Origin of the sequence: Streptomyces dioscori (assembly GCF_003024195.1) — a bacterium.
Lineage (GTDB): Bacteria > Actinomycetota > Actinomycetes > Streptomycetales > Streptomycetaceae > Streptomyces > Streptomyces dioscori.
The window spans coordinates 69,532-94,937 of record NZ_KZ679049.1; the positions used below are offsets into that span (position 1 = coordinate 69,532).

General features: G+C 71.2%; 22 protein-coding genes and 1 riboswitch. Of the genes, 6 read left to right on the forward strand and 16 right to left on the reverse strand.

Annotation, left to right across the window (positions count from 1 at the left end; translation table 11 throughout):
- Position 1: 1 nt before the first annotated feature.
- Complete coding sequence (locus C6Y14_RS27985; protein WP_107019626.1) at positions 2–1,126, reverse strand: hypothetical protein; 1,125 nt, start codon at positions 1,124–1,126, stop codon at positions 2–4.
- A 519-nt stretch (positions 1,127–1,645) separates the two neighbouring features.
- On the reverse strand, positions 1,646–2,818 hold the full coding sequence (locus tag C6Y14_RS27995; protein WP_107019628.1) for an acyl-CoA dehydrogenase family protein: 1,173 nt from the start codon (positions 2,816–2,818) through the stop codon (positions 1,646–1,648).
- 330 nt (positions 2,819–3,148) lie between these two features.
- Between C6Y14_RS27995 and C6Y14_RS28000 the strand changes: the two genes are divergently transcribed.
- Positions 3,149–4,435, forward strand: coding sequence for a glycoside hydrolase family 18 protein (locus tag C6Y14_RS28000; RefSeq protein WP_107019629.1), 1,287 nt, complete (start codon positions 3,149–3,151; stop codon positions 4,433–4,435).
- A 118-nt stretch (positions 4,436–4,553) separates the two neighbouring features.
- Here C6Y14_RS28000 and C6Y14_RS28005 read toward each other — a convergent pair whose 3' ends face one another.
- From C6Y14_RS28005 to C6Y14_RS28015, 3 genes are all read right to left on the reverse strand, one after another.
- Positions 4,554–5,213 (reverse strand): TetR/AcrR family transcriptional regulator, encoded by a 660-nt coding sequence (locus C6Y14_RS28005; RefSeq protein WP_107019630.1) that lies wholly within the window; start codon positions 5,211–5,213, stop codon positions 4,554–4,556.
- 163 nt (positions 5,214–5,376) lie between these two features.
- The gene (locus tag C6Y14_RS28010; protein WP_107019631.1) at positions 5,377–5,523 is read right to left on the reverse strand and encodes an SCO1431 family membrane protein; all 147 of its coding nucleotides are present in this window, start codon (positions 5,521–5,523) and stop codon (positions 5,377–5,379) included.
- Between the two features lie 198 nt (positions 5,524–5,721).
- Complete coding sequence (locus tag C6Y14_RS28015; RefSeq protein ID WP_107019632.1) at positions 5,722–7,101, reverse strand: peptidase C39 family protein; 1,380 nt, start codon at positions 7,099–7,101, stop codon at positions 5,722–5,724.
- A 308-nt stretch (positions 7,102–7,409) separates the two neighbouring features.
- Between C6Y14_RS28015 and C6Y14_RS28020 the strand changes: the two genes are divergently transcribed.
- Positions 7,410–8,036, forward strand: coding sequence for a uridine kinase family protein (locus C6Y14_RS28020; protein WP_107019867.1), 627 nt, complete (start codon positions 7,410–7,412; stop codon positions 8,034–8,036).
- 433 nt (positions 8,037–8,469) lie between these two features.
- On the forward strand, positions 8,470–10,329 hold the full coding sequence (locus C6Y14_RS28025; RefSeq protein WP_107019633.1) for an AAA family ATPase: 1,860 nt from the start codon (positions 8,470–8,472) through the stop codon (positions 10,327–10,329).
- Positions 10,330–10,491: 162 nt separating this feature from the next.
- Here the strand turns inward: C6Y14_RS28025 and C6Y14_RS28030 are convergent, their stop codons facing one another.
- The 10 genes from C6Y14_RS28030 to C6Y14_RS28075 form a co-directional block, all read right to left on the reverse strand.
- Positions 10,492–11,592: a hemolysin family protein gene (locus C6Y14_RS28030; RefSeq protein WP_107019634.1), complete on the reverse strand. Its 1,101-nt coding sequence runs from the start codon at positions 11,590–11,592 to the stop codon at positions 10,492–10,494.
- On the reverse strand, positions 11,589–12,989 hold the full coding sequence (locus tag C6Y14_RS28035; RefSeq protein WP_225891325.1) for a hemolysin family protein: 1,401 nt from the start codon (positions 12,987–12,989) through the stop codon (positions 11,589–11,591). Before C6Y14_RS28035 ends, C6Y14_RS28030 begins: the two co-directional genes overlap by 4 nt.
- 198 nt (positions 12,990–13,187) lie before the next feature.
- On the reverse strand, positions 13,188–13,676 hold the full coding sequence (locus C6Y14_RS28040) for a PH domain-containing protein (RefSeq protein ID WP_107019635.1): 489 nt from the start codon (positions 13,674–13,676) through the stop codon (positions 13,188–13,190).
- Between the two features lie 64 nt (positions 13,677–13,740).
- Positions 13,741–14,607: an ATP phosphoribosyltransferase gene (gene hisG / locus C6Y14_RS28045; RefSeq protein WP_107019636.1), complete on the reverse strand. Its 867-nt coding sequence runs from the start codon at positions 14,605–14,607 to the stop codon at positions 13,741–13,743.
- Between the two features lie 82 nt (positions 14,608–14,689).
- Positions 14,690–14,962: a phosphoribosyl-ATP diphosphatase gene (locus C6Y14_RS28050; RefSeq protein ID WP_107019637.1), complete on the reverse strand. Its 273-nt coding sequence runs from the start codon at positions 14,960–14,962 to the stop codon at positions 14,690–14,692.
- A 34-nt stretch (positions 14,963–14,996) separates the two neighbouring features.
- Complete coding sequence (gene ribH, locus C6Y14_RS28055) at positions 14,997–15,482, reverse strand: 6,7-dimethyl-8-ribityllumazine synthase (RefSeq protein WP_107019638.1); 486 nt, start codon at positions 15,480–15,482, stop codon at positions 14,997–14,999.
- 56 nt (positions 15,483–15,538) lie between these two features.
- Positions 15,539–16,837 (reverse strand): bifunctional 3,4-dihydroxy-2-butanone-4-phosphate synthase/GTP cyclohydrolase II, encoded by a 1,299-nt coding sequence (locus C6Y14_RS28060; RefSeq protein WP_107019639.1) that lies wholly within the window; start codon positions 16,835–16,837, stop codon positions 15,539–15,541.
- Complete coding sequence (locus C6Y14_RS28065) at positions 16,834–17,478, reverse strand: nicotinamide mononucleotide transporter family protein (RefSeq protein ID WP_107019640.1); 645 nt, start codon at positions 17,476–17,478, stop codon at positions 16,834–16,836. The genes C6Y14_RS28060 and C6Y14_RS28065 overlap by 4 nt, the downstream gene beginning before the upstream one ends.
- On the reverse strand, positions 17,475–18,110 hold the full coding sequence (locus tag C6Y14_RS28070) for a riboflavin synthase (protein WP_107019641.1): 636 nt from the start codon (positions 18,108–18,110) through the stop codon (positions 17,475–17,477). The genes C6Y14_RS28065 and C6Y14_RS28070 overlap by 4 nt, the downstream gene beginning before the upstream one ends.
- A 155-nt stretch (positions 18,111–18,265) precedes the next feature.
- Positions 18,266–18,396, reverse strand: a riboswitch (FMN riboswitch).
- A gap of 313 nt (positions 18,397–18,709) precedes the next feature.
- Positions 18,710–20,122: an ROK family transcriptional regulator gene (locus C6Y14_RS28075; RefSeq protein ID WP_107019642.1), complete on the reverse strand. Its 1,413-nt coding sequence runs from the start codon at positions 20,120–20,122 to the stop codon at positions 18,710–18,712.
- A 164-nt stretch (positions 20,123–20,286) separates the two neighbouring features.
- On the opposite strand from C6Y14_RS28075, the gene C6Y14_RS28080 reads away from it, so the two are divergent.
- Complete coding sequence (locus tag C6Y14_RS28080; RefSeq protein WP_107019643.1) at positions 20,287–21,516, forward strand: MFS transporter; 1,230 nt, start codon at positions 20,287–20,289, stop codon at positions 21,514–21,516.
- Between the two features lie 96 nt (positions 21,517–21,612).
- On the forward strand, positions 21,613–23,037 hold the full coding sequence (locus C6Y14_RS28085) for a uracil-xanthine permease family protein (protein WP_107019644.1): 1,425 nt from the start codon (positions 21,613–21,615) through the stop codon (positions 23,035–23,037).
- On the opposite strand, the gene C6Y14_RS28090 is transcribed toward C6Y14_RS28085, so the two are convergent.
- Positions 23,019–24,146, reverse strand: coding sequence for a glycoside hydrolase family 6 protein (locus C6Y14_RS28090; RefSeq protein WP_107019645.1), 1,128 nt, complete (start codon positions 24,144–24,146; stop codon positions 23,019–23,021). The two genes, C6Y14_RS28085 and C6Y14_RS28090, sit on opposite strands and share 19 nt — an antisense overlap.
- Before the next feature lie 172 nt (positions 24,147–24,318).
- Between C6Y14_RS28090 and C6Y14_RS28095 the strand changes: the two genes are divergently transcribed.
- Positions 24,319–25,050: a DUF5995 family protein gene (locus tag C6Y14_RS28095; RefSeq protein ID WP_107019646.1), complete on the forward strand. Its 732-nt coding sequence runs from the start codon at positions 24,319–24,321 to the stop codon at positions 25,048–25,050.
- Positions 25,051–25,406 lie beyond the last annotated feature (356 nt).

Here is a 25,406-nt window from a genome sequence, read left to right on the forward strand (position 1 = left end):
CTCACGGGGCGACCGAGTCGAACCCGGTGAACCCGCTCGGGTCGTGCCGCCCGAACGAGCCGTGCTCGAAGATCCCGTACCCGGTCCGGCCGTCGAGGGTGAAGCGGGCCGCGTGGTCGGTCACCCCGTACGCGGCGAGTCCGAGCGCGGCCGGGTCCGAGAGGTCGTACACGCGGCGGTCGGTCCAGCCCCTGCCCTGCCAGGTGCCGTGCTGCCAGTCCTCGGCGGGCGGGTAGCCGGCGCCGACGGCGAGCGGGGAGGAGGCCAGGATCTCGACGCCCAGTTCGAGCGGCTTGCGGGGGTCGCCGAGGTGGACGGTCGCGCCCTCCGGGTGCCGGGTGCCGCTCCGGTAGGCGATCTCCGCGCGGGGCCAGCCGAGTTGGCGGTCGCGCCGCCCGGCCCGTACGAGGGTCGCGTCGTTCAGGGTCCGGTAGCCGTCGGCGTCCTCCTGGGTGACGACCATCAGGAAGCGGTCGTCGAAGCGGACGGGGCACCAGAGCCAGTGGAAGCCCTCGGTCCGGTGTTCCTCGGCCAGCCGGCCGCCCTCCTCGCCCGGCAGCGGACGGGTGCCCCAGCTGCGGTCGCGGGTACCGGTCCAGCCGTCGCGGGACAGCCGTGTCTCCTGTCCCGCGACCTTGATCCAGCCGTCGCACCGGCCCGCCTGGACGAAGCGCCTGCCCTCCAACGTGAGGCGGGCGCCGCGGCGTTGGACGTGATGCGGTTCCCAGAGCGCGGGGAACTCCGCGGACCAGGTGATCTCGTACGAGAGTCCGTCCGGGTCGTCGGGGTCGGCCGCGCAGCTCAGGACGAAGTCCTTGAGGGGGCGTTCGACATGGATCCGGAGCGGGCCGACGGACAGGCGCATCCGCTCGTCGTCGTCGAGGGCGTCCGAGGCGCGCACGGCGTGCAGGGTGTCCCCGACGCGCAGGGTCGCGTACGCGTCGATGACGCCCACGTTCGGATACACCCCGAGCCCCAGGACGAGCAGCGCCCTGCCCCGGTGGTCGACGACATGGAAGATGCAGCGGTCGTAGGCGTTCCGGTCCCCCGTCGCCACGTGCTTCATCGAGAGGGGGACCTGGTGCACGGGGTACTCGTCGAGGGCTACGGGGCGGTCGTCGGGCATCGGCTGCCTCCCGGGGCACACGGCACGGGAGAGTTGACGGTACGTCAGATGAGCTCGGGGGGCCAGAGTCCGGCAGCCCTTCACAGCGCCGGAACCCCCGCGAACGCACAGGCGAATTCGCCAGTCGGTGACCTGCCCGCCCCGAAGCACGTTGGCCCGGTATGACCCCTTCGTACGCAGAGACATACCCAGAGACGGGCCGTCGTCGCGGGTTTCTTCCTCCCCCGGCAGAATCGGTTTCCCAGCGGACTCAAGGGAACCTGGGGACGCAGCCGCCTCAGGAGCACCTGGTGCCCCAGGAGACCCAGTGGACGCGCGTACTGCAGGCGCCCGCATCCCAGGAACCCCAGGGATATCAGGGATCACAGGCACCGCAGGCCCCCCACCAGCCTGTGGACCCGCCCATCTACCGCGCCATGATGCGTGCCTGGTCCGACCGCGGCCGGACCCTGCCGGGTCACCACGATCCGGAATGGGCCCGGCTGGTGGCCCCCGCGGCGATGTACGCGTACGGACGGTTCAGCGGGACTCGGGACCCGCGAGGTGACGGGCGATGACCATCCGCTGGATCTGATTGGTGCCCTCGACGATCTGCAGCACCTTGGCCTCGCGCATGTACCGCTCGACGGGGAAGTCCGCGGTGTAGCCGTACCCGCCGAGCACCTGCACGGCGTCGATCGTGACCTGCATCGCGGTGTCGGTGCAGAACAGCTTCGCCATGGCCGCCTGCCGGGCGAAGGGCCGTCCCGCGTCCCGCAGCCGGGCCGCGGTCAGATACAGCGAACGGCCCGCCTCGATGCGCGTCGCCATGTCCGCCAGCATGAAGCGCAGGCCCTGGAAGTCCGCGATCGGCCGGCCGAACTGCTCGCGTCCCGTCGCGTAGGCGACCGCCTCGTCCAGCGCGGCCTGGGCGACCCCGACGGCGCAGGCCGCGATGCCGAGCCGCCCGGAGTCCAGCGCGGACAGGGCGATCGCGAAGCCCTGCCCCTCCTCGCCGATGCGCCTGCTGTCGGGGATCCGCACCCCGTCGAAGTGCACCTGGGCGGTCGGTGAGCCCTTCATGCCCATCTTCTTCTCGGGCATCGCGGCGCTCAGCCCCTCGGCGTCGCCGGGCACCAGGAACGCCGTGATGCCCCGCGCCCCCTCGCCGCCGGTCCGCGCGAGCACGGTGCAGAAGTCCGCGACCCCGCCGTGCGTGATCCACGCCTTGGTCCCGGTGAGCACCCAGTCGTCGCCGTCCCGCACGGCCTTCGTACGCAGGGAGGCCGCGTCCGAGCCGGACGCCGGCTCGGAGAGGCAGTAGGCACCCAGGAGGCCCCCGCCGAGCATGTCCGGGAGGTGCTCGACCTGCTGCTCCTTGCTGCCGTAGTTGGCGAGGGCGTGGCAGGCGAGGGAGTGCACGCTGACCCCGAGGCCCACGGTGAGGCGGGCGGCGGCCAGCTCTTCCAGGACCTGGAGGTAGACCTCGTACGGCTGGTCACCACCGCCGTACTCGGAGTCGTACGGAAGGCCGAGCAGTCCCGATTCCGAGAGCAGGGTGAAGATCTCCCGTGGGAAGCGTCCGGCGTCCTCCTCCTCGGCCGCCTTCGGGGCGATCTCGCGCTGCGCGATGTCGCGGACGAGCGAGATCAGATCCCGGGCCTCGTCCGTGGGCAGTTGGCGGTCCACCGGCTGCGGGGCGCGGTCGGGCATGGCGACGATCCTCCCTGTCGGGCACATCGGCGGGCGCACACCTGGGTGGGGCTGCGCCGCCGGGTCTCACTGAGCACCGGTGATGCTCGCGCCTCCGGGTCGCGGAAGCGCCTGATCAGCGGCTGTGCGCTGTGAGTATGCCCGATCGGAGGCATGGAGTCACCAGTTAACGACCGCTTACTCAAGAGTAAAGAATTCTCATATGGAATTCCTCCTGAAATTGGTCCGAACCATTGACCAACTGGTCTAGTCCTCCTACTGTTTCGCTCCAACGCTTCACCGCGTTCATGCCAATCGGCGCATGTTCCCCTCTCCCCCACGAGGAGTCCGATGCTCAGCTCACTCCGCCCCCGCGTCCGCTTCCGGGCGCTCCTGTCCGCCGCGTGTTGCGCCGCCCTCGGCGCGGGACTGCTCGCCGGCGCGGGCACGGCCACCGCGGCCGGCACGGCCGCCCCGGCGGCCACCACCACGGCAGGAAAGGCCGCCACCCCCACAGCGGCCACCGCCGCGGCGGCCGGTTCCAAGGTCGTCGGCTACTTCACCGAATGGGGCACCTACGACCGGAAGTACCTGGTCAAGAATGTGGAGACGTCCGGCTCCGCGGCCAAGCTGACGCACATCAACTACGCCTTCGGCAATGTCACCGGCGGCAAGTGCGCGATGGGCGACAACTACGCGGCCACCGAGCGGACCCACACCGCGGCCGAGTCGGTCGACGGGGTCGCCGACACCTGGGACCAGCCCCTGCGCGGCAACTTCAACCAGCTCCGCGAGCTGAAGAAGAAGCACCCGAACCTCAGGATCCTGTGGTCCTTCGGCGGCTGGACCTGGTCCGGCGGCTTCACCGAGGCGGCCAAGAACCCGGCGGCCTTCGCCCAGTCCTGCTACGACCTGGTCGAGAACTCGAAGTGGGCCGACGTCTTCGACGGCATCGACATCGACTGGGAGTACCCCAACAGCTGCGGCCTCAGCTGTGACACCAGCGGGCGGGCCGCGTACAAGAACCTGATGTCGGCCGTCCGCGCCAAGTTCGGCGGCTCGGCGCTGGTCACCTCGGCGATCCCGGCCGACGCCACCGCCGGCGGCAAGCTCGACGCGGCGGACTACGCGGGCGCGGCCCAGTACGTCGACTGGTACAACCCGATGACGTACGACTTCTTCGGTGCCTGGGACGCGACCGGTCCGACGGCTCCGCACTCCGCGCTGAACTCCTACTCGGGCATCCCGAAGGCCGAGTTCCACACCTCCGCCACCATCGCCAAGCTCAAGGGCATGGGCATACCGGCCTCGAAGCTGCTGCTCGGCATCGGCTTCTACGGACGCGGCTGGACCGGGGTCACCCAGGCGGCGCCCGGCGGCTCGGCCACCGGACCGGCGGCGGGTACGTACGAGCAGGGCATCGACGACTACAAGGTGCTCAAGACGAAGTGCCCGGCCACCGGCACGGTGGGCGGCACCGCGTACGCCAAGTGCGGTAGCGACTGGTGGAGTTACGACACCCCGTCGACCATCGCCGGGAAGATGAGCTACAAGAACGCGCAGGGGCTGGGCGGCACGTTCTTCTGGGAGCTGAGCGGCGACACGTCGAACGGCGAACTGATCAAGGCGATCAACTAGCCACACCGGTACGGCAGTCGGGGCGGGGAGCCGGAAACGGCCCCCGCCCCGACTGCCGTACCGGGCGGTGCCTGCCGTCTCGGGTGGCGTCTGCCTGGCGGGGGGGGCGTCTGTTGCCTCAGGTGGTGCGGCGGGCGGCCTGGGGGGCCGGGTAGGAGACGTCCAGCTCCTCGATGGCCCGCATCGTGCCACCTAGCATCTTCACCAGCAGCTCGCGCATCAGGTCGCGCGGCAGGCCGCGGTGGTCGATCCAGTCGAGGGTGGCCCCCTCCACACTGCACAGCCAGCCCAGCAGCGCGGTGCGCGGCAGCGGGCCCACCTTCGGTCGCCCGTACGCCCCTTCGGCGATCGTCTCGACGATGGCTTCCCGCACACCGTCGCGAATGGCGAGCACCTCGGCGTCGAAGCCGACACCGCCGCTGATGATGGTCCGGTACGCGGCCTGGTTGTGCTCGGCGTAGCGCAGGTAGCCGTCGATCGTGCGGTGCACCCGTTCCTCCGGGGGCAGTTCGAGACCGCTGGCCGCCCGGGATATCAGCTCGGCCACCGAGTCCTCGACGATCGCCAGGTAGTAGCCGCGCTTGGAGCGGAAGTAGTAGTAGATCAGCCCCTTGGCGACATGTGCCTGCTTGGCGATGTCGTCCATCGAGAGGGCGTCGTAGGACGTGTCGGCGAACAACTTCCGCCCGATGACGATGAGTTCGGCACGGCGGGCCAGGGAACGGTCGGTGCCGCGCGCTCCGGGGCGGTCGGCACCGCGCTGTGGACTGTTAGTCAATTGCGGACCTGGTCTCCAACCGCGAGCGGGACTTCCGCAGTATGGCAGAGCCGTACGAGCCGCCTGTTCGAGTCTCTTCGACTCGCTTCGACTCTCCAGGCCTCCGCAGGATTCCCCAGGACTCTCCGCGACTCTTTTCGACCGGGCGGTCGCGGTCCTGGCGTCAGACGAGGCCGAGCTGCGTCACGAACATCGCGAGCACCAGCACGAAGGTCCAGCCCATGACGTGCTCAAGGATCTTCGGGCCGTCGTCCTTGGGGCCGCCCGTCCGGGCGCGGAGGTGTCCGGCGGTGGCAGAGGTCGTGGTCATGGCGGCTCACTCACGGTCGGCTTGCGATGGACTCCCCCGCCGGTTCGGACTGACTTGTCCCACCGGTTCGTCCACCTTGCCATCGGATCGGGCTTTTGCGGGGGAGAGCTTGGTCACCCGCGACCGGCCGGTGTGGCACACACCACAGGGGCGGCTCCGCCGCGCGGGGCCACCCCTGTGCCGTACGACTGTCCGGGCTCAGCGCACGCCGACCGCCGCCAGGGCCTTGCGCTGGGCGTCCGTGGGCTGGGCCGGGAAGTAGAGGTAGCAGACACCGCCGGTGCCGGAGACGACGTTCCCGGCGGCGTTGTACCTCTTCGTCCTGAGCCAGATGTTCTCCCACTCGCGCCGCTTGTAGACGCGCCGTACCGCCTCGTTGTCCGGCGAGTTCGGGTCGTTGGCGATGACGTCACCGTCGGCGGTGAAGCCGACGACCGTCATCAGATGCCCGGCCGTGCCGTACCCGGCGCCGGTCAGTTCGGACGCGAGGAACGACTGGGACGTGATGGCCGGCACACCGGCGGCGATCAGCGTCTCCAGATCGGTGAGCGAGCGCAGCCGGGTCACCACGCCCTGCAGGTCCTTGTAGGTGGCGGCGTACGCGGCGTTGAAGGGCCAGTTGCCGCAGCCGTCGTACTGATAGTCGAAGGTGAACCTGGCAGCGTGGCACACCTGCGGGTCCGCGTACTCGGGCTTGACCCAGGCCAGGTCGGCGGCCGTGGGCTTCCGCCCCCAGTACTCGATGATCATCTGGGAGGAGGTCGGGCTGCACCAGGCCTCGCCGCCGTTGTCGTACTCGGGGTACTGGCCGACGTGGATCTCCTGCGAGTAGCGCGGCACCTTCAGTTCCCGTGCGAGACCGGGTGCCGACGCCGGGACCGTGAAGCGGTCGGGGAGGTCGGAGCCCATCGCGCCGAGCCGCCACACGGTCGGTGTGGCCTTGGTCCCGGGCCTGCGGTAGAGGGTCAGCCGCAGGCGGTACGCCACCAGGCGCAGCCCGGAGGCCGTGTCGTCGACGGCGAAGGTGTCCGTCCAGACCGAGCTCTTGCCGTCGCTCTGGTCGTCGACCGAGGTCCGCCGGATGTCCTGGTCACCGGCCGCCCAGCGGCCCATCACGTACCAGGGGGTGTCCGTGCCGTCGGAGTACGTGCCTCTCAGCTCGATCTGCAGCCAGGTGCCCGCCGGGGTCCGCGCGTTCCAGGAGGCGATGACCTCGGTGGAGGGGACACCGAGGCGGTGGACCGGTGAGGTCCAGCGGGCGTACTCCCAGGTGGCGGTCGTGCCCGTGTGCGGGTCCGCGTAGTCGGTGCGGCCCTCGGGGGTCCGGATCTCCAGGCCGGGCCGGGCCCCCTGCACGGCACGGGTCCCTTCCGCGGTGCCGCCGCGCCAGTCGGCGTACGAGGTCCAGGCATGGTTGTCCACGAGGCCGGAGGGTGCTTTCGACGAAGGGGCGGCCGGGGTTCTCGCGGCGCGGGCCGACGGGCTCGCGGCGGCGGCCGGGCTCGCCGCTCCGGCGGCAGCGGCTGCCACCGCCGCGGCCAGGACGGTTCTGCGGGACGGCTGTTCGGCGCTGGTCATGGACGGAAGACCCCCAGGTGTCCGGAACGGGCTGGTCCAGTGCGTGGATGCTGCGTGGGTGCCACTGGGTGCTACGTGGGTACGTATGTGCGGGCGTGGGCCAACTATGGAACGTGATCACGGCTTCTGCCAGCACTTCGGACGTCGCGGCGCCGACCAATATTGGTCGAGACCACTGATGGGGCGGGCGGACCGATTCATCCGATATCGGTCTCGGTAGAGTGTTCCTCCGGAATACACACCCCTTCCTCGCACCTCGCCACGCCCCTCGGCACCCCTCCGCACCCCTCCACACCCAGGGAAACCCCATTCACCTCCACACCCTCGCCGACCGGCTGCGACGGCTGCCGCCCTCCTGCGGGCCCGTCCGGCTCGTCGGCGTCGACGGGCACGCGGGCTCCGGCAAGACCACCTTCGCGGAGCGCCTGGCCGGGGCGCTGGACGACGCTCCCGTGCTGCACCTGGACGACATCGCCACCCACGAAGAGCTCTTCGGGTGGACGGGGCGCCTGCTCGGGGAAGTCGTCGAACCGCTGGGCCGAGGCGAGGGCGCGCACTACCGCCCCTACGACTGGCGGCTGCGCGACTTCGGACCGGCCCGCGCCCTGCGGCCCGCACCCGTGGTCCTCGTCGAGGGGGTCGGCGCCGGCCGTCGTGCGGTGCGGCCGCACCTCGCGGGACTGCTGTGGATGGAGATGCCCCACGAGGACGCATGGGCACGCGGGCGCCTGCGGGACGGTTCGGCGCAGAGCGATTTCTGGGCAGGGTGGGTCCCCGCGGAGCGCCGGCACTTCGCCGAAGACCCTTCGAAGCCGTTCGCCGACCTTCTGGTACGACAGTGTTCAGACGGATATGAGGTACTGCCAGGACCTGCCGAGACGTCACTGAGAACGCTTTCGGTCACGGATCGTGACGGGCCCGCGTCTGTGTGCTGAACTCGTGAAGACCGCTGTCCGAGAAGTTGCCTGAGTGCCCCAACTCGGCTTGACCGAGGGGCCGTACAGGTCTTACGTTCTCAAGGAGCGGCCTTCGGGGCCGCCCCACAGACGCGAAGCCCCCGGTTGTTCCCCCGTGATCGGGGGCTTCGTTCTGTCCTCAGGCGTTCCGCGGACGCCCCGAGGCGCATTTCGCTCACCCTGCGTGACCGTCCTGAGCGTGTCCCGTCCGCTCCCACCTCGAAGAACCCGTCGTGCGGCACCCTACGGCCCGGCGCTCCCCCGCAGGTACGATGCCTCTTGGTGCGACCTTCGGACGGCTGCTCTCCGCACCGCGCGCAACTCCCGTCCGCGGCACAGCGGTTCGACGAAGACTGCCGACGGGCACCGGCCCGCCCGGTGATCAACGGGGGCACGGTATGTGGGGGACGTGATGGACTTCGGCACGCAGGGCCCCGAGGCCCCGGCCGACCTCGCCTGGCTGCGAGGCGTGGATGCCTACACCATGGGGGCCTATCCGCAGGCGGAGGAGGAGTTCCGCGCCGCGGTCCGGATGGACCCGGGGATGGCCGACGGCTGGCTGGGACTGCACGCGCTGCGCATCGACACGACGACCGCACTGCTCCGGATGTTCCGGCACCGCGACCGCTTCGGGGAGCAGCGCACCCGGCACCGGCGCACGCTCAACTCCTGGTACTGGCTGGGCTGGTGGGTGCAGCCGGTACTGGAGTCGCCGCGTGATCTGCTGCTCGCGCACTCCTCGCACTGGCTCGACGGACGTCATGTCCCGGAGCTGGACCGGGCGTTGGCGGGTCTGCCGCCGGTCGACGCGGATCCGCAGGTCCGGTTCCTGCACGCCTGCCGGGCCTATCTCGTCAAGGACTGGGAGCAGTTGGTCCGGCACACGGACCCGCTGATCGACGATCCGATGCTGGGCATCGAGGCGGGCCTGTTCGGCGGGATGGCACGGGTACGTCTGGAGATGTACGGGCAGGCCGAGCCGCTGCTGTCGTCGGCGCTGATGCGCTGCCGCAGCGAGCAGCCGCAACGCAAGGAGCTGCGGTACTGGCTGGCGCGGGCGCACGAGGGCACGGGCCGCTCGGCGGCGGCCCTCCCCCTGTACCGGGCGGTGCACCGCGTCGACGCGGCCTTCATGGACACCTCGGCCCGGCTCGCCGCGATCTCCGAGGGCGACGGGTACGACGAGACGGCCGACCTCGCGGCGATCACGCTGACGGGGGTCGGGCAGGACATCCTGGACGGCCCCGACGGTGTGGATCCGCTGTTCGGCGCCGAGGGCCGCGACCTGAAGCTCTCCGGCCCCGAGCTGCCGCCGCCCGGCGCGCTCCCGTCCGAGTCGGACCGGGTCCGTGAGAAGGCCGTCGTGCCGGTGCTGCCACCGCATCTGCCGACCGGGCCCACGGATCCCGCGCTCCTCGAAGAGGCGCTGGCGGAACTGGAGGGCATGGTCGGCCTCGAACCGGTGAAACGCCAGGTGAAGGCGCTGTCGGCGCAGCTGAACATGGCCCGGCTGCGGGCCGGGCAGGGGCTGCCCGTGCAGCCGCCGAAACGGCACTTCGTCTTCTCCGGCCCCTCCGGCACCGGCAAGACCACCGTGGCGCGCATTCTCGGCCGGGTCTTCTACGCGCTCGGGCTGCTCGGCGGCGACCATCTCGTCGAGGCGCAGCGGGCCGATCTGGTGGGCGAGTATCTCGGCCAGACCGCGGTGAAGGCCAACGAGCTGATCGACTCCGCGATCGGTGGGGTGCTCTTCGTCGACGAGGCCTACTCGCTGTCCAACTCCGGGTACGGCAAGGGGGACGCGTACGGGGACGAGGCGCTGCAGGTGCTGCTGAAGCGGGCCGAGGACAACCGGGATCATCTGGTGGTGATCCTCGCGGGGTATCCGGAGGGCATGGACCGGCTGCTCGCCGCCAATCCCGGGCTGTCGTCCCGGTTCACGACGCGGGTCGACTTCCCCTCGTACCGGCCTCTTGAGCTGACCTCGATCGGTGAGGTGCTGGCGGGGGAGAACGGGGACGTGTGGGACGAGGAGGCGCTCGACGAGCTCCGCTCCATCAGTGGGCACGTCGTCGATCAGGGGTGGATCGACGAGCTGGGGAACGGGCGGTTCCTGCGTACGTTGTACGAGAAGAGCTGCGCCTATCGGGATCTGCGGCTTTCCGGGTATCCGGGGCATCTGACGCGGGATGATCTGGCGACGCTTCGGCTGGCCGATCTCATGCAGGCGTACGGGGAGGTTCTCTCGGGGCGCGGGCCCTCGGGGGTGTGAGCCCCCGTCGGGCCCGCGCCCCGAGGACCCTCCGGGGTTGGGTGCGCCCACTGGCTCGGTGGGTTGCTGACGTGTCGCGGGTGCGGCGGCGTCGTGGCTTGTCGCGCCGTTCCCCGCGCCCCCACTGCTTGGGGGCGCGGGGAACGGCGAGTCTGTTGTCCTTCAGCTGGCCAGGGCCTGCTGCGGGGGCTCCGCGGGCTCCGGGCGGGATGAGCGGGGCTCGTTCACCCGGGGGGCCGGACGGTCCCGGTGGGCCGGGTCGCGGACCTCGCCGACCAGGAGTTCCAGGACGTCCTCCAGGGCGACCAGGCCCAGGACCCGGCCCGACGCGTCGGCGACCTGGGCCAGGTGCGTCGCGGCGCGGCGCATCACGGTCAGGGCGTCGTCCAGCGGAAGCTCGGCGCTGAGCGTCGTCATGGGCCGCCAGACCTGCTGCGGCACCGCCCGCTCGGACTCCTCCAGGTCGAGTACGTCCTTCACGTGCAGATAGCCCATGAAGGCGCCGTTCTCCGCGACCACGGGGAACCGCGAGAACCCGGTGCGGGCGGTGAGGGCGACGACCTGGCCCGGGGTGACCGAGGGACCCACGCTGATCAGCGACTCGCGGTCCAGGAGCACGTCCGTGACCGGGCGCGAGCCCAGTTCCAGCGCGTCCTCCAGGCGCTCCTGCTCACCGGGGTCGAGCAGACCGGCCTGGCCGGCGTCCTCCACGAGCCGGTTGAGCTGCTCGCTGGTGAAGACCGCCTCGACCTCGTCCCTGGGCTCGACCCCGAAGAGCTTCAGGATGACGCGGGCGCAGGCGCCGAGGGCCACGGTGACCGGCTTGCACAGCCGGGCGAAGGCGACCAGGCCGGGGCTGAGCCACAGCGCGGTCTTCTCGGGGGCGGCCATCGCCAGGTTCTTCGGCAGCATCTCGCCGACCACCAGGTGGAGGAAGACGACCGCGGCGAGCGCTATGACGTACCCGAGCGGGTGGATCATGCCCTCGGGCAGGTGCACGGCGTGGAAGACCGGCTCCAGGAGGTGCGCCACGGTGGGCTCGGCGACCGCGCCCAGGGTCAGCGAGCAGATGGTGATGCCGAACTGCGCGGCGGCCATCATGTGCGGCAGGTTCTCCAGGCCGTACATGACCTGGCGGGCCCGTGCCGTGCCGAGCGGTTCGATCTGGCTGCGCCGTACGGAGACCAGGGCGAACTCGGCGCCGACGAAGAAGCCGTTGGCGAGCACGAGCAGACCGGCGAAGAGGAGTTGGAGCACGCTCATCGGACGGCCTCCGCCGCGGAGACGGAAACAGGGGCGGGAACAGGGGCGGACGTGGAGGTGGAAACGGGGGCGGAGACAGGGGTGGTCCCGGCCTCGGCCGTCTTGACCAGCCTGACCCGCTCCGCGCGGTAGTGGCCGACCTGGCGCACCGAGAGGCGCCAGCCGGGCAGCTCGGCCCGGTCGCCGGGGGCCGGAATACGTCCGAGCAGGTCGGCGACGAGGCCGGCGACCGTCTCGTACGGGCCCTCGGGGACGTCCAGGCCGATGCGCAGGAGGATGTCGACGCGGCAGCTGCCGTCGGCGTCCCAGGCGGGCCGGCCGTCCTCGGGCGGCGCGGCGGCGAGCTCCGGCACGTCCTGGCCGTCGTGCTCGTCGCGGACCTCGCCGACGAGCTCCTCGACGATGTCCTCCAGGGTGACGACCCCGGCCGTGCCGCCGTACTCGTCGACGACGACGGCGATGGGCTGCTCGTTGCGCAGCCGCTCCAGGAGGGGCTGTACGGGCAGGGTCTCCGGGACGAGCAGCGGGGCCTGGGCGATCCGGGTGACCGGCATCCGCAGCCGGTCGTGCGAGGGCACGGCGAGGGCGTCCTTGAGGTGCACCATGCCGACGATCTCGTCGATCCGCTCCCGGTAGACGGGGAAGCGGGAGAGGCCGGTGGCGCGGGTGAGGTTGACGACGTCCTCGGCGGTCGCGGAGGACTGGAGGGCGCTGACCTTCACCCGCGGGGTCATGACGTGCTGCGCGGTCAGGTCGCCCAGGGAGAGGGTGCGTACGAACAGGTCGGCGGTGTCCTGCTCCAGCGCGCCGGCCTGGGCCGAGTGCCGGGCCAGGGAGACCAGCTCGCCGGGGGTGCGCGCGGAGGCCAGCTCCGCCGTGGGCTCGACGCCCAGAGCACGTACGAGCCGGTTGGCGACGGAGTTCAAGGCGGCGATCACCGGCCGGAACAGGGTCGAGAAGACGTGCTGCGGGCCCGCGACGAACCGCGCGACCTGCAACGGGCGGGACACCGCCCAGTTCTTGGGCACGAGTTCGCCGATCACCATCTGCACGGCCGAGGCCAGCAGCATGCCGACGACCACGGCGACACCGGACACGGCGCCCTCGGGGATGCCGACGGCGGTGAAGGGGCCGTTCAGCAGCTCGGCGAGCGCCGGTTCGGCGAGCATGCCGACGACCAGCGAGGTGATGGTGATGCCGAGCTGGGTGCCGGACAGCTGGAAGGAGAGTTCCTTGAGGGAACTGACGACGGTACGGGCCCGCCGGTCGCCTTCGGCCGCAGCCTTCTCGGCGTCGGGGCGCTCCACCGTGACGAGGCCGAACTCGGCCGCCACGAAGAAGCCGTTGGCGAGGATCAACAGGAACGCCGCCCCGAGGAGCAGCAGGGGGATGGTCATGCCGCCGCCTCGATGGGTCGGGAGGGGGCGGCGCAGGTACTACAGGACGATCCGTCCATCGCTGGAGGGAGTCACTCCTCGAATAGCAGGGGGCCGCTGAGTTCCGGGGGGAAGTCAGCGGCGGAGGCGCAACGAAAACGCCTCCGCCAACAGATTAATCAAGACATGGGCCCGTACGGCAGGGTGGAAGGCCGGGAGTCAGCCGTGATGTTCGTCGTGCGGGCCGTCGGACGGCCCGTCCGGCCCGCCGGGGGAGCGGGCCTCGGCGAGGGCGCGCAGCGCGCGGGCGTCGCTGATGGCGTGCTGCTTGGCGATGCCCGGCTGGATGCCGAGCACGGGCAGGCTGGTGCCGTCGCTGAGGTTCAGAAAGACCCAGGGGTCTCCGGGACGCAGGTTGACCTGCACGATCTCCGCCCAGGCGAGGCGCCGCCTGCTGGCGATGTTGACGACGGTGACCCCGGACTCGTCCGCGACGACCTTCGGGCGGGCGAGCAGCACGAGGACGCCGAAGAGCAGCGCCGCGGTGAAGACGAAGCTGAGCCGCTCCCCCGGTCCGAGCTTTTCGAGCAGCAGGGCGACCGTGGTGATGACCACAAAGATCGTGGCACCGGCGGTCAGCAGTACGGCCCGGGTGCGCCCGGGCCTGAAGGTCACGGGGAGGGCGGGCGGCTCGGTGGTGTCCGGCATGGCGAAGCTGTTCCTCGAAGTACTCGGAGTCGGAGTCGCAGTCGCAGTCGCAGTCGCAGGCAGCTCAGAGGCGGCAGGCGTGGATGGCCGTGGTGAGGATGGCCCGCGCGCCGATCTCGTACAGGTCGTCCATGATCCGCTGGGCCTCCTTGGACGGGACCATGGCGCGCACGGCGACCCAGCCCTCGTTGTGGAGCGGCGAGACGGTCGGCGACTCCAGGCCCGGAGTGAGCGCGACGGCCTTCTCCAGCTGCTCGACGCGGCAGTCGTAGTCCATCATCACGTAGGTCCGCGCGACGAGGACGCCCTGGAGGCGGCGCAGGAACTGCTGGACCTTGGGCTCTGTTTCTCCGTTGGACCCGGTGGTCTCCGCGCCGGTGCGGCGGATGACGACCGCCTCGGACTTCATGATCGGGTCGCCGAAGACCTCAAGGCCCGCGTTGCGCAGCGAGGTGCCGGTCTCGACGACGTCCGCGATGACCTCGGCGACACCGAGTTCGATGGCCGTCTCGACGGCGCCGTCGAGGTGCACGACGGACGCGTCGACGCCCTGGTCGGCGAGGTACTTCGCGACGATGCCCTCGTACGAGGTGGCGACGGTCTTGCCCGCGAGGTCGTCGAGGGCCTCGGCCGTGCCGGGCTTGGTGGCGAAGCGGAAGGTGGAGCGGGCGAAGCCGAGGGGCAGGATCTCCTCCGCGTCGGCCGCGGAGTCGATGAGCAGGTCACGGCCGGTGATGCCGATGTCGAGCTTGCCGGAGGAGACGTAGATCGCGATGTCGCGGGGGCGGAGGTAGAAGAACTCGACCTCGTTCTCCGGGTCGACGATCCGCAGCTCCTTGGCCTCCCGGCGCTGCTGGTAGCCGGCCTCATGCAGCATCTCCCCCGCGGGGCCTGACAGGGAACCCTTGTTGGGGACGGCGATGCGCAGCATGAGGTCGGCTTCCTTCGTTCGTGCGGGTGCGGTGCGAGTGCGGTTGCGGATACGGGTGTCGGTGCGAGGGCGCGGAGACGGCTCAGAGGTGGGCGTACACGTCGTCCAGGCTGATGCCGCGGGCGACCATCATCACCTGGACGTGGTAGAGCAGCTGCGAGATCTCCTCGGCGGCTGCTTCCTTGCCCTCGTGCTCCGCGGCCATCCAGACCTCGGCGGCCTCTTCGACGACCTTCTTGCCGATGGCATGGACCCCCTTGCCGACCAGTTCCGCGGTGCGGGAGGTGGCGGGGTCGCCGGTGGCTGCCTTGTGCTGGAGCTCGGTGAAGAGCTCCTCGAAAGTCTTCTTGGACATGGTGGTCCTCACCCTACGCGGTCGCGGGCCTACGTCAGCGCCAGGGCTCGGATACCGAGCGCAGGGTGGCCGCGGTCGCCACGGCCGCCGTCACCGCCTCGTGCCCCTTGTCCTCGTTCGAGCCCTCGATGCCCGCGCGGTCCAGGGCCTGCTCCTCGGTGTCGACGGTCAGCACGCCGAAGCCGATGGGGACCCCGGTCTCGACGGAGACCTGGGTGAGGCCCTGGGTGACGCCCTGGCACACGTACTCGAAGTGCGGGGTGCCGCCGCGGATGACGACGCCGAGCGCGACGATCGCGTCGTAGCCGCGGCCCGCGAGGACCTTCGCGACGACCGGCAGCTCGAAGCTGCCGGGGACCCGCAGGAGGGTCGGCTCGTCGATGCCCAGCTCGCGCAGGGCGCGCAGCGCGCCGTCGACGAGTCCGTCCATGACCTTCTCGTGCCACTGTGCCGCGATGACGGCGACCCGCAGGTCACCGCAGTTGCGTACGGACAGTTCGGGTGCGCCCTTGCCGCTCACGTCTGTGTCTCCTCGTGCAGTGCAGTGCTGTGCAGCTACTGATTACTTGTTACAGGTCACTGGTTGCCGCAGGCCGACACGGTGGTCGTGTCCAGCCAGGGCAGGTCGTGCCCCATCCGGTCCCGCTTGGTGCGCAGGTACCGGAGGTTGTGCTCGCCCGCCGTCACGGGCATCGGTTCGCGCTCGGTGACCTGGAGGCCGTGGCGGACGAGCGCGGCCGTCTTGTCGGGGTTGTTCGTCATCAGCCGCAGGCTGCGCACCCCGAGGTCCTCAAGGATCTGCGCCCCGGCCGCGTAGTCGCGGGCGTCGGCGGGCAGGCCGAGTTCGAGGTTGGCGTCCAGGGTGTCCCGGCCGCGCTCCTGGAGCTCGTACGCGCGCAGCTTGGACAGCAGCCCGATGCCGCGCCCCTCGTGGCCGCGGAGGTAGACGACGACGCCGCGGCCCTCGGCCTGGATGCGCTGCAGCGACGCTTCGAGCTGGGGGCCGCAGTCGCAGCGCAGGGAGTGGAAGACGTCCCCGGTGAGGCATTCGGAGTGGATGCGCACGACGACGTCGTCGCCGTCGCCGATCTCGCCGTGGACCAGTGCCACGTGCTCGACGCCGTCGACGGTGGAGCGGTAGCCGTACGCGGTGAACTCACCGAATGCGGTGGGCAGTTGCGTCTTGGCCTCGCGGCGGACCGTGGGCTCGGCGGTGCGGCGGTAGGCGATCAGGTCCTCGATGGAGATGATCGTCAGCCCGTGCTTGCGGGCGAACGGGATCAGCTCGGGCAGGCGCAGCATCCGCCCGTCCTCGCCGGCGATCTCGACGATGGCGCCGGCCGGGCGCAGGCCCGCGAGCCGCGCGAGGTCGACGGCGGCCTCGGTGTGGCCGTTGCGGACGAGCACACCGCCGGGCTTGGCGCGCAGCGGGAAGATGTGGCCGGGGCGTACGAAGTCGGCCGCTCCCGCCTGCCCTCCCGCGAGCAGGCGCAGGGTGGTGGCGCGGTCGGCGGCGGAGATGCCGGTGGTCACGCCGGAGGCGGGGCCCGCGTCGACGGAGACCGTGAAGGCCGTGCGCATCGACTCGGTGTTGTTCTCGACCATCTGCGGGAGCTGGAGGCGGTCGAGTTCGTCGCCCTCCATGGGGGCGCAGATCAGACCGCGGCACTCGCTCATCATGAAGGCGATGATCTCGGGGGTCGCCTTCTCGGCGGCGATGACGAGGTCGCCCTCGTTCTCGCGGTCCTCGTCGTCGACGACCACGACCGGGCGGCCGGCGGCGATGTCCGCGATGGCCTTCTCGACCGGGTCGAGGGAGAAGTCCGAGGCGTCCTCGTCATGACCCGTGCTGTACCAAACCGGCGTTGTCGTCATGCCGGGGCTCCTTCCAGGACGGGCTGCCCGGCCTTGCGGGAGCGCAGCCACCAGTCGCGCATGCCCCACAGGACGAGCGCGCCGTAGATGATGTAGACGAATCCGGAGAACGCGAAGCCGTTGGCGAAGTTGAGCGGCACGCCCACCAGGTCGACGAGCAGCCAGGCGAACCAGAACTCGACCATGCCGCGCGCCTGGGCGTACATCGCGACGACCGTGCCGACGAATATGTACGCGTCGGGCCAGGGGTCCCAGGACAGCGACGGGTACGCGGTGAACAGGCTCGCGACGGCGACGGTGCCGACGGCCGCGGCGCCGAGCAGGTACGCGCGTTCGCGCCAGGTGGCGAACCGGACGGCGATGGAGCCGTCCTGCGCGCCGCCCCTGCCGCGGTTCCACTGCCAGTAGCCCCAGACCGCGACGGCCATGACCACCAGCTGCTTGCCCGCGCTGCCCGAGAGGTGGGCGGTGGCGAACGCGACGAGGAGGATCGCGCCGGACAGGAACTGGACGGGCCAGGTCCAGATGGAGCGGCGCCACCCGAGGGCGAGGCCGATCAGCCCGATCACGTTGCCGATCATGTCGGCCCACTTGATGTGCTGGCCGAAGAGTGTGAACGCCTCGGAGTTGAGCCAGTTCACCGTGTCGCTCCCTCGGTGCCGGGCAGCGCCACAGGCCGCTGTCCCTGCGGGCCGAGCAGCCGCTCGACGTACTTGGCGATCACGTCGACCTCAAGGTTGACCGGGTCGCCGGGCTGCTTGCGGCCCAGGGTGGTCAGGTCGAGGGTGGTCGGGATGAGGCTGACGGTGAAGAAGTCGGGGCCGGCGTCGACGACGGTGAGGCTGATGCCGTCGACGGTGATGGAGCCCTTCTCGACGACGTAGCGCGAGAGGTCCGCGGGCAGCGAGATCTTCACGATCTCCCAGTTCTCGGAGGGCTTGCGCTCGACGACCTCGCCCGTGCCGTCCACATGGCCCTGCACGATGTGCCCGCCGAGCCGCTCGCCCACGGCCATGGGCCGTTCGAGGTTGACGCGGGAGCCGACGGTCAGGGCGCCGAGGCTGGAGCGGTCCAGGGTCTCCGCCATCACATCGGCGGTGAACTCGCCGTTCTCGTGGTCGACGACGGTCAGACAGACGCCGTTGACGGCGATGGAGTCCCCGTGACGTGCACCTTCGGTGACCACAGGGCCACGGAGTCGGAAACGTGAGGCGTCGCCGAGGTTCTCGACGGCGGTGACTTCACCCAGCTCTTCGACGATTCCGGTGAACACTTCCCGGGTCCTCCTGCCTCATAGGGCACGGACTCCGGGGCCTGTCGATGACGACAGATGTGAAACGAGCGGGGACACCGGGGGCGACGCCGCGTGGGACGACGTGCCCGTGGGACACGTCGAAACAGACGGCGGCGCGCACGAATGCCCGCCCGCCGCGCACTGCCTCCCATCCGGACTTTAACCGTCGGTCCAGGAATTTCACCTGGTCAACCGGCCGCTGGAAGCGACCGGGTCGCGGACTGTAACCGCCGGTTCGGACTTTCACCGACCCCGGAGTGCGCTGCTTCTGGTACAGACTCAGTGTGCCACGCCTGATCGACGCCCAAGCGGGTGAATTCTGTGGGGTGGCTCACAAGGTGTACCGATGGACTTCACGGGACACTCGTGAGGCGTCAGGCTCTGATCAACTTCTCCGTGATCAAGGCGTCTCGCTGGTGGTCCATACCTATTGACGCTTTGGTCTAGTCCTCTCTAGGGTCAGCGTGCACCGGCGCCTCTCCGGGTCGCGTTCGCCGACCCGCCCCAGATCGACCCGGCGGCGGTGACGGAGGCCCTTGCCCCGCCGCCGGGTCTCCGTTCTCGGTACGGGCCCGGGTTCACCTCTCCGGAGGCGCGAACAGCTCGTCCTGGGCGCCGTCCCGGGCCATCAGCAGGGCACCGCGCAGCACGGCCCCGCCGCCCAGGGTCCCGGCCCGCACCTCGGTGGGCAACGGAGTCATCCGCGCAAGCCGCTCCCGCACCCGAGCCGCCAGCACTTCCCCACCGGCCCGCCCGACCTCCCCGGACAACACGACACACCCCGGATCGAGCACGGCGATGACGGAAGCGGCCCCCAGAGCGACGCGATCGGCGAGCGCATCAAGAAACTCAGAGGCGGCGCCCACCGCGGGGCGCAGCCCCAGGGGGCGCGGGGAACTGCGCGACCCACCCCCACTGCCCGCAGACAGATCCGCCGACTGCCCACCCATCGAATCCGAGCCGGGCGTGACAGCGCCCAAGGGGCGCGGGGAACTGCGCGGCCCACCCCCACCCCCCGCAGCCGAATCCACTACCCCTCCGGTTTCCGGGACCGGCGCGGAGCCGGAGTTCGAAGCCGGCGCGGAGCCGGAATTCACCCAAGACACAGCCTCCCGCACCAACGCCGCCGCATGCGGCTCATGCTCGACAGCGGGTGCCACCACCCCGAACCCCCGCGCCAGTTCGGCGACAGCCGCAGCCCCCGCGAGCGAATGGAACCCACCCTCGCACCCCGTCGCGGACGGCATCCCGCCCGTCCCCGGCACCGGCAGGAAGCCGATCTCCCCGGTCCCCCCGGACGCACCGCGCCGCAGCACCCCGTCCAGAACCACCGCCGCCCCGATCCCGTGCCCGAGCCAGAGCAGCACGAACGTGTCGCGGTCCCGCGCGGCCCCGTCACGCTGCTCGGCCAGCGCCGCGAGGTTCGTCTCGTTCTCGACGACGACCCGAGCCTCGAACCGCTCCTGGAGCGCCGCGGCAAGACGCCGATGCCATTCGGGCAACCCCGTGGAGTCGCGCAGCTCACCGGTAGCGGGGTCGATCAGCCCGGGAGCCCCCACCCCGACGGTGTGCAGCCGCTCGACCCCCGCCTCCTTCGCCGTGCGCTCGACCAGCGCGACCGCCTGCTCGACCGCGGGCCCGGTGTCCGTCTCGTACGCGATCGGCACCGACGCCTCGGCCAGGACCGAGCCCAGCAGATCCGCGACGACCACGGCCACCCCCTCGGTACGTACGTCGAGGGCCGCCAGGTGGGCCCGGTCGGCGACGATCCCGTACAGCCGGGCGTTCGGGCCGCGCCGCTGCTCGCCGGACTCGCCGACCACGCCGATCAGCCCGGCTTCGGCGAGGCGTTCCACGAGGTCGGCGACCGAGGGCCGGGACAGTCCGGTGAGTTTCTTCAACTGCCCTGCCGTCAGAGGACCTTCCTGCTGCAGCAGCCGCAGGGCGAGCCGGTCGTTGATGGCCCGGGCGGTACTCGGTGATGCGGGCATGCCGGGATCCTTCCAGATCGCTGCGGACGGCCGCGGACGGCTGCGGCGGGCGCAATGACAATCTATCTATCAGGCAGGGTGCCTGATAGTTTACGGCGGCAGAGCGGAGAGACGAGCAAGAAACGACGGACGACTGCTGGGGTCGACGGACAGGGGCCGGGAGAATGAGTGAAGTGGTCTACGACCGGCGCGAGGTGAAGCGCTCCCGGTACGCCGTGGCGGCGGTGTTCGCCGTGCACGGCGCCGTCACCGGCTCGTTCGCGACCCGCGTCCCGTGGATCCAGGACCACGCCTCGGTGAGCGCGGGCCAGCTCGGCCTGGCGCTCGCCTTCCCCGCCATCGGCGCCTCCCTGGCGATGCCCCTGGCGGGCAGCGTCAGCCACCGCTTCGGCGCCCGCACGGCCCTGCGCGGACTCATGGCGCTGTGGACGCTCTCCCTCGTCCTCCCGGCCCTCGCCCCGAACCTGCTCACCCTGTGCCTGGCCCTCTTCGTGTACGGCGCCACGGCAGGCATGGCCGACGTGGCGATGAACGCCCTGGGCGTCGAGGTCGAGAACCGCCTGGACAAGTCGATCATGTCCGGGCTGCACGGCATGTGGAGCGCGGGCGCCCTGATCGGCTCGGCGGGCGGAACGCTCGCCGCGCACCTGGGCACGGACGCCCGGCTGCACCACGCGCTCGCCGCGCTGACGCTCACCGTCCTCGGCACGGTCGCCTGTCAGGGCGTACTGGACCTGCGCGCCACCGAGGACGAGGAGGCGCCGCCGCGTTTCGCGCTGCCGCCCAGGTCGGCGCTGCTCATCGGGGCGATCGGCTTCTGCGCGGTGTTCGCGGAGGGGGCGAGCCTGGACTGGTCGGCGGTCTATCTGCGGGACGTCATCGGCACCTCGGCGGGACTCGCGGCCGCGTGCACGACCGCCTTCACCCTCACCATGGCGGTCGCGCGGCTCGCCGGCGACGCGGTGGTGGACCGGTTCGGGCCGGTGCGCACCGTACGGGTCAGCGGGCTCCTCGCCACCGCCGGCGCCCTGCTCGTCGTGCTGGCGCAGAACGCGGTCCTGGCCATGACCGGCTTCGCCCTGCTGGGCCTCGGCATAGCCGTGGTCGTACCGCTCTGCTTCGCCGCGGCGGGCCGCAGCGGCCCCAACCCGGCCCAGGCCATCGCGGGCGTCGCCACCATCACGTACACCTCGGGGCTGATCGCGCCGTCCGCCATCGGAACCGTTGCGGACGCGACGAGCCTGGTGACGTCCTTCGTGCTGGTGACCGTGCTGGCCTTCGGCCTCGCCGCGTTCGCCGGTGTCCTGCGGACCAGCGGCCGTACGTCGAACGCCCAGCTCCCCGGCGCGCGCGGCGAGGTGTCGGACGCGAAGGTTCCGGATTCGCGGCCCTGAACCGGCCGCTCCCCCGACTCACCCCTACCATGGCGCTGATCTTCACGTAAGGAATCTCGGACAGGCGTCCGAGGTGCAGAGAAAGCGGATACCACCATGGACCTCGGCGTGCGCTGGAAACTGCACGGTGACGGGCGAACGCCCGCACCCGGAGCGGTCGTCCGCCCCGACGAACGGCTCTCGTGGCCACGGACGGCGGGCCTCGGCGCCCAGCACGTGGTGGCGATGTTCGGGGCGTCCTTCGTCGCGCCGGTCCTGATGGGTCTGGACCCGAACCTCGCGATCATGATGTCGGGCGTCGCGACGGTGATCTTCCTGCTCGCGACCCGCGGCCGGGTGCCCAGCTACCTGGGCTGCTCGCTCTCCTTCGTGGGCGTCGCCGCGGTGATCCGGGCACAGGGCGGCTCCAGCGCGACCGTGACCGGTGCCGTGTTCGTCGTGGGCGTCGCGCTGTTCCTGGTCGGACTCGCGGTGCGGCGGTTCGGGGCGCGGATCATCCATGCCGCGATGCCGCCGATCGTCACGGGCGCGGTCGTCATGCTGATCGGCTTCAACCTGGCCCCGGTCACCGCCGCCACATACTGGCCGCAGGACCAGTGGACGGCGCTGCTCGTGATGCTGTTCACCGGCCTGGCGGTGGTGTGCCTGCGCGGTTTCTGGTCACGGATCGCGATCTTCCTCGGCCTGGTCTTCGGATACGGCATCTCGTGGGTGTTCGACCTGGTCTTCGGCCGGATCCACTCGGCCGACGCGAGCGGAAAGGTCACCGACCACTGGCGGCTCGACCTCTCCGGGGTCGGTTCGGCGGACTGGATCGGTCTTCCGGCGTTCCACGGCCCGTCCTTCGAGTGGTCGGCGATCCTCGTGGCCCTGCCCGTCGTGATCGCGCTCGTCGCCGAGAACGCGGGCCATGTGAAGGCCGTCGGCGAGATGACCGGCGACTCGCTGGACGACAAGCTGGGCACGGCGATCTCCGCGGACGGCGTCGGCTCGATGCTCTCCACCGCCGTGGGCGGGCCGCCCAACACCACGTACTCCGAGAACATCGGTGTCATGGCGGCGACCCGCGTCTACTCCACGGCCGCCTACTGGGCCGCCGCCGGCTTCGCGCTGCTCTTCGGGCTCTGCCCGAAGTTCGGCGCGGTCGTGGCGGCCATCCCGGGCGGGGTGCTCGGCGGGATCACCGTCATCCTGTACGGCATGATCGGCCTGCTCGGCGCGCAGATCTGGCTCAACGCCGGGGTGGACCTGCGCAATCCGCTGAACCTGGTACCGGCCGCGGCGGGCATCATCATCGGCGTCGGCAACGTCACCATGAAGTTCACCGACACCTTCTCACTGAGCGGGATCGCGCTCGGCACGCTCGTCGTGATCACCGGCTATCACGCGCTGCGGGCCATGGCTCCCGCGCACCTCAAGTCGCAGGAACCGCTGCTGGACGAGGGCACGTCGTCGTACAGCTCCGAGGGCAACTCGGAGGGCGGCTCCGGCCCGACACCCGGTCAGCGCGCCAAGTCGTAGGCGTAGTCCGGCGTGAACGTGCCCGGCGTACCCCGGCAGCCGTCGGACTCGCCCGGCAGCTTCACCCACAGATAGGCGTCGATCCTGGCCTCCCCGGTGCTCAGGGTCGGCGCCTGTCCCAGCTTGCGGCCCGCGGGATCGCACCACTCGCCGTCGGCCGGGGCGCCGTTGCCGTTGCGGCTGGTGTCGATGACGGCACCCAGACTCGCGGGCCCGCCGAGTGCTTCGAGGGTCCGGCGGACGTACGCGACCTCGTCGCCCGTGCGGTTGAAGTTGGAGACGTTGCTGAAGATCCCGTCCGAGGAGGCGGCGGACGCGGCACCGGCCCGGCGCAGCAGCCCGGCCTGCTTCTGCGGCGTGTTCCAGTCCGAGTGCCCCGCGTCGAAGTAGACCCGCGCCTTCGGATTCGCCGCCTTCAGCACCCGGCCGGCCCGGGCCAACGCGCCGAAACGGGCCGTCCGTTGACCCTCGGAGAGACAGTCCGACTGGGCGATCGCGTCGGGCTCCAAAATCACCACGACCTCCCGTGTGCCGAGGCCCGCCGCGAACTTCTCGATCCACCCGTCGTACGCGCCTAGGTCGGGCGCGCCGCCCTGCGAGGCCCCGCCGCAGTCACGGTCCGGTATCGCGTACGGGACGACGACGGGCACCCCGCCCTTCGCCGCCCCGGCCGAAGTGACCGCCCTGACGCGGGCGGTGATGTTCGACGGCGTGTAGTCCGCGAACCAGACCGCGGCGGGACGGTCGGCTATCCGGGACTCGATGACCGGGCGGCGCGGGTCGTCGGGGTTGGCCCGGACCCAGTCCAGTACCTGCGAGTCGCCGTGGCGGTACAGGCGCACGGACGCGGGCTCCGTCCTCGGCCTCGTGGCCGCGGACTTCGACGGCTTCGGAGTGGGCCTCGCCTTCGAAGCGGACGCGGACGCCGAGGGCGACGGGGAGCCGGAGGCCGCCGAGGACGAAGGGGTGGGCCTGTAGGGCAGGGGCTGCAGGAACGGTGTGCCGGACACTTCGGGCCGTGCCTCGTCGCCGCCCCTGCCATCGTCCAGCGCGGACATCATCCCCGTCACGGTGCCGGCCGCGACGACGGCGGAGGCCAGCGCCACCATGGCACCGCGCCGGGCGGCACGTCGGCGCTCCGCCCGGCGGGCGGCCAGGCGCTCGGCACGTCGGACTGACACGTGGTGCTCCCCCTCCTCCGGGCCCCGCGTAATCCCCCGTTCTGGGGAAGCGACCGGCCCGGCGGCCCTCGGCACAGCCTAGGCCTGGGACCCTGCCCCCATGGTGCGGTTGGAGCGCTTCGCGCAAGACACGGTCCTCGTCCACGGCCTCGACGCGGTGGTACGCCGTATGCGCGCGCTCGACGCGCTCTGGCCGGAGCGGGACGGTGTCGCGGTCTTCAACCGGGTGTACCTCGCCGTCACCGAAGAGGTCTCCAGACGCGTGGACGCGGGGCACTTCGGCGACGCGCGGGCCGCGATCACGCTGGACGTGCGGTTCGCCGAGCGGTACCTCGGGGCGGTCGACGCGGTCGCCCGGGACCGCCGGCCGCCCGCCTGCTGGCGACCGCTGTTCCAGTTGCGGGGGCATCCGGGAGTACGTCCGCTGCAGTTCGCCCTCGCCGGTATCAATGCGCACATCGGGCACGATCTCGCGCTCGCGGTGGTGGACACGTGTCGTACGCTCGGCTGCGAACCGGCTGACCTGGAGGACGAGTTCGACCGTGTCGGCGACGTCCTCGTCACCCTGGAAGAACAGATCCGCGAGGACCTTATGCCGGGTCCCGACCTCCTCCAGATCGCCGACCCGCTGACGCACCTGCTGGGGGCGTGGAGCCTTGACCGGGCGCGGGACGCGGCGTGGTCCGCCGCGCGGGCCGTCTGGGCCCTGCGGGCACTCCCCGACGTGGCGGAGGAGCTCACGGACCGCCTCGACGCGGGGGTGGGCCTGGTCGGCCGCTGCCTACTCACTCCGCTCGCCGCTCCGCCGTACGCTGCGCTGCCCGGCGGCTAGGTTGCCTGCGGGCCGGTGGGGGCTGCCGCGCCGTTCCCCACGCCCCTGGGACGGCAACCTGCCTGCGGGCCGGTGAGGGCTGGCCGCGCAGTTCCCCGCGCCCCTAAAGGGGCCCGACCCCGCCTGCGGGTCAGTGGGGGCTTGTCGCGCCGTTCCTCGCGCCCCTGAGGGGGCGGGCGTCGCCGGGTGCGTTCACGTCGGCGCCCCGTCAGGGGCGCGGGGAACTGCGCGGCCCACCCCCACCGGCCCGCGGACATAGCTGGGGCCGAACCCCGTCAGGGGCGCGGGGAACTGCGCGGCCCACCCCCACCGGCCCGCGGACATAGCTGGGGCCGAGCCCCCTCAGGGGCGCGGGG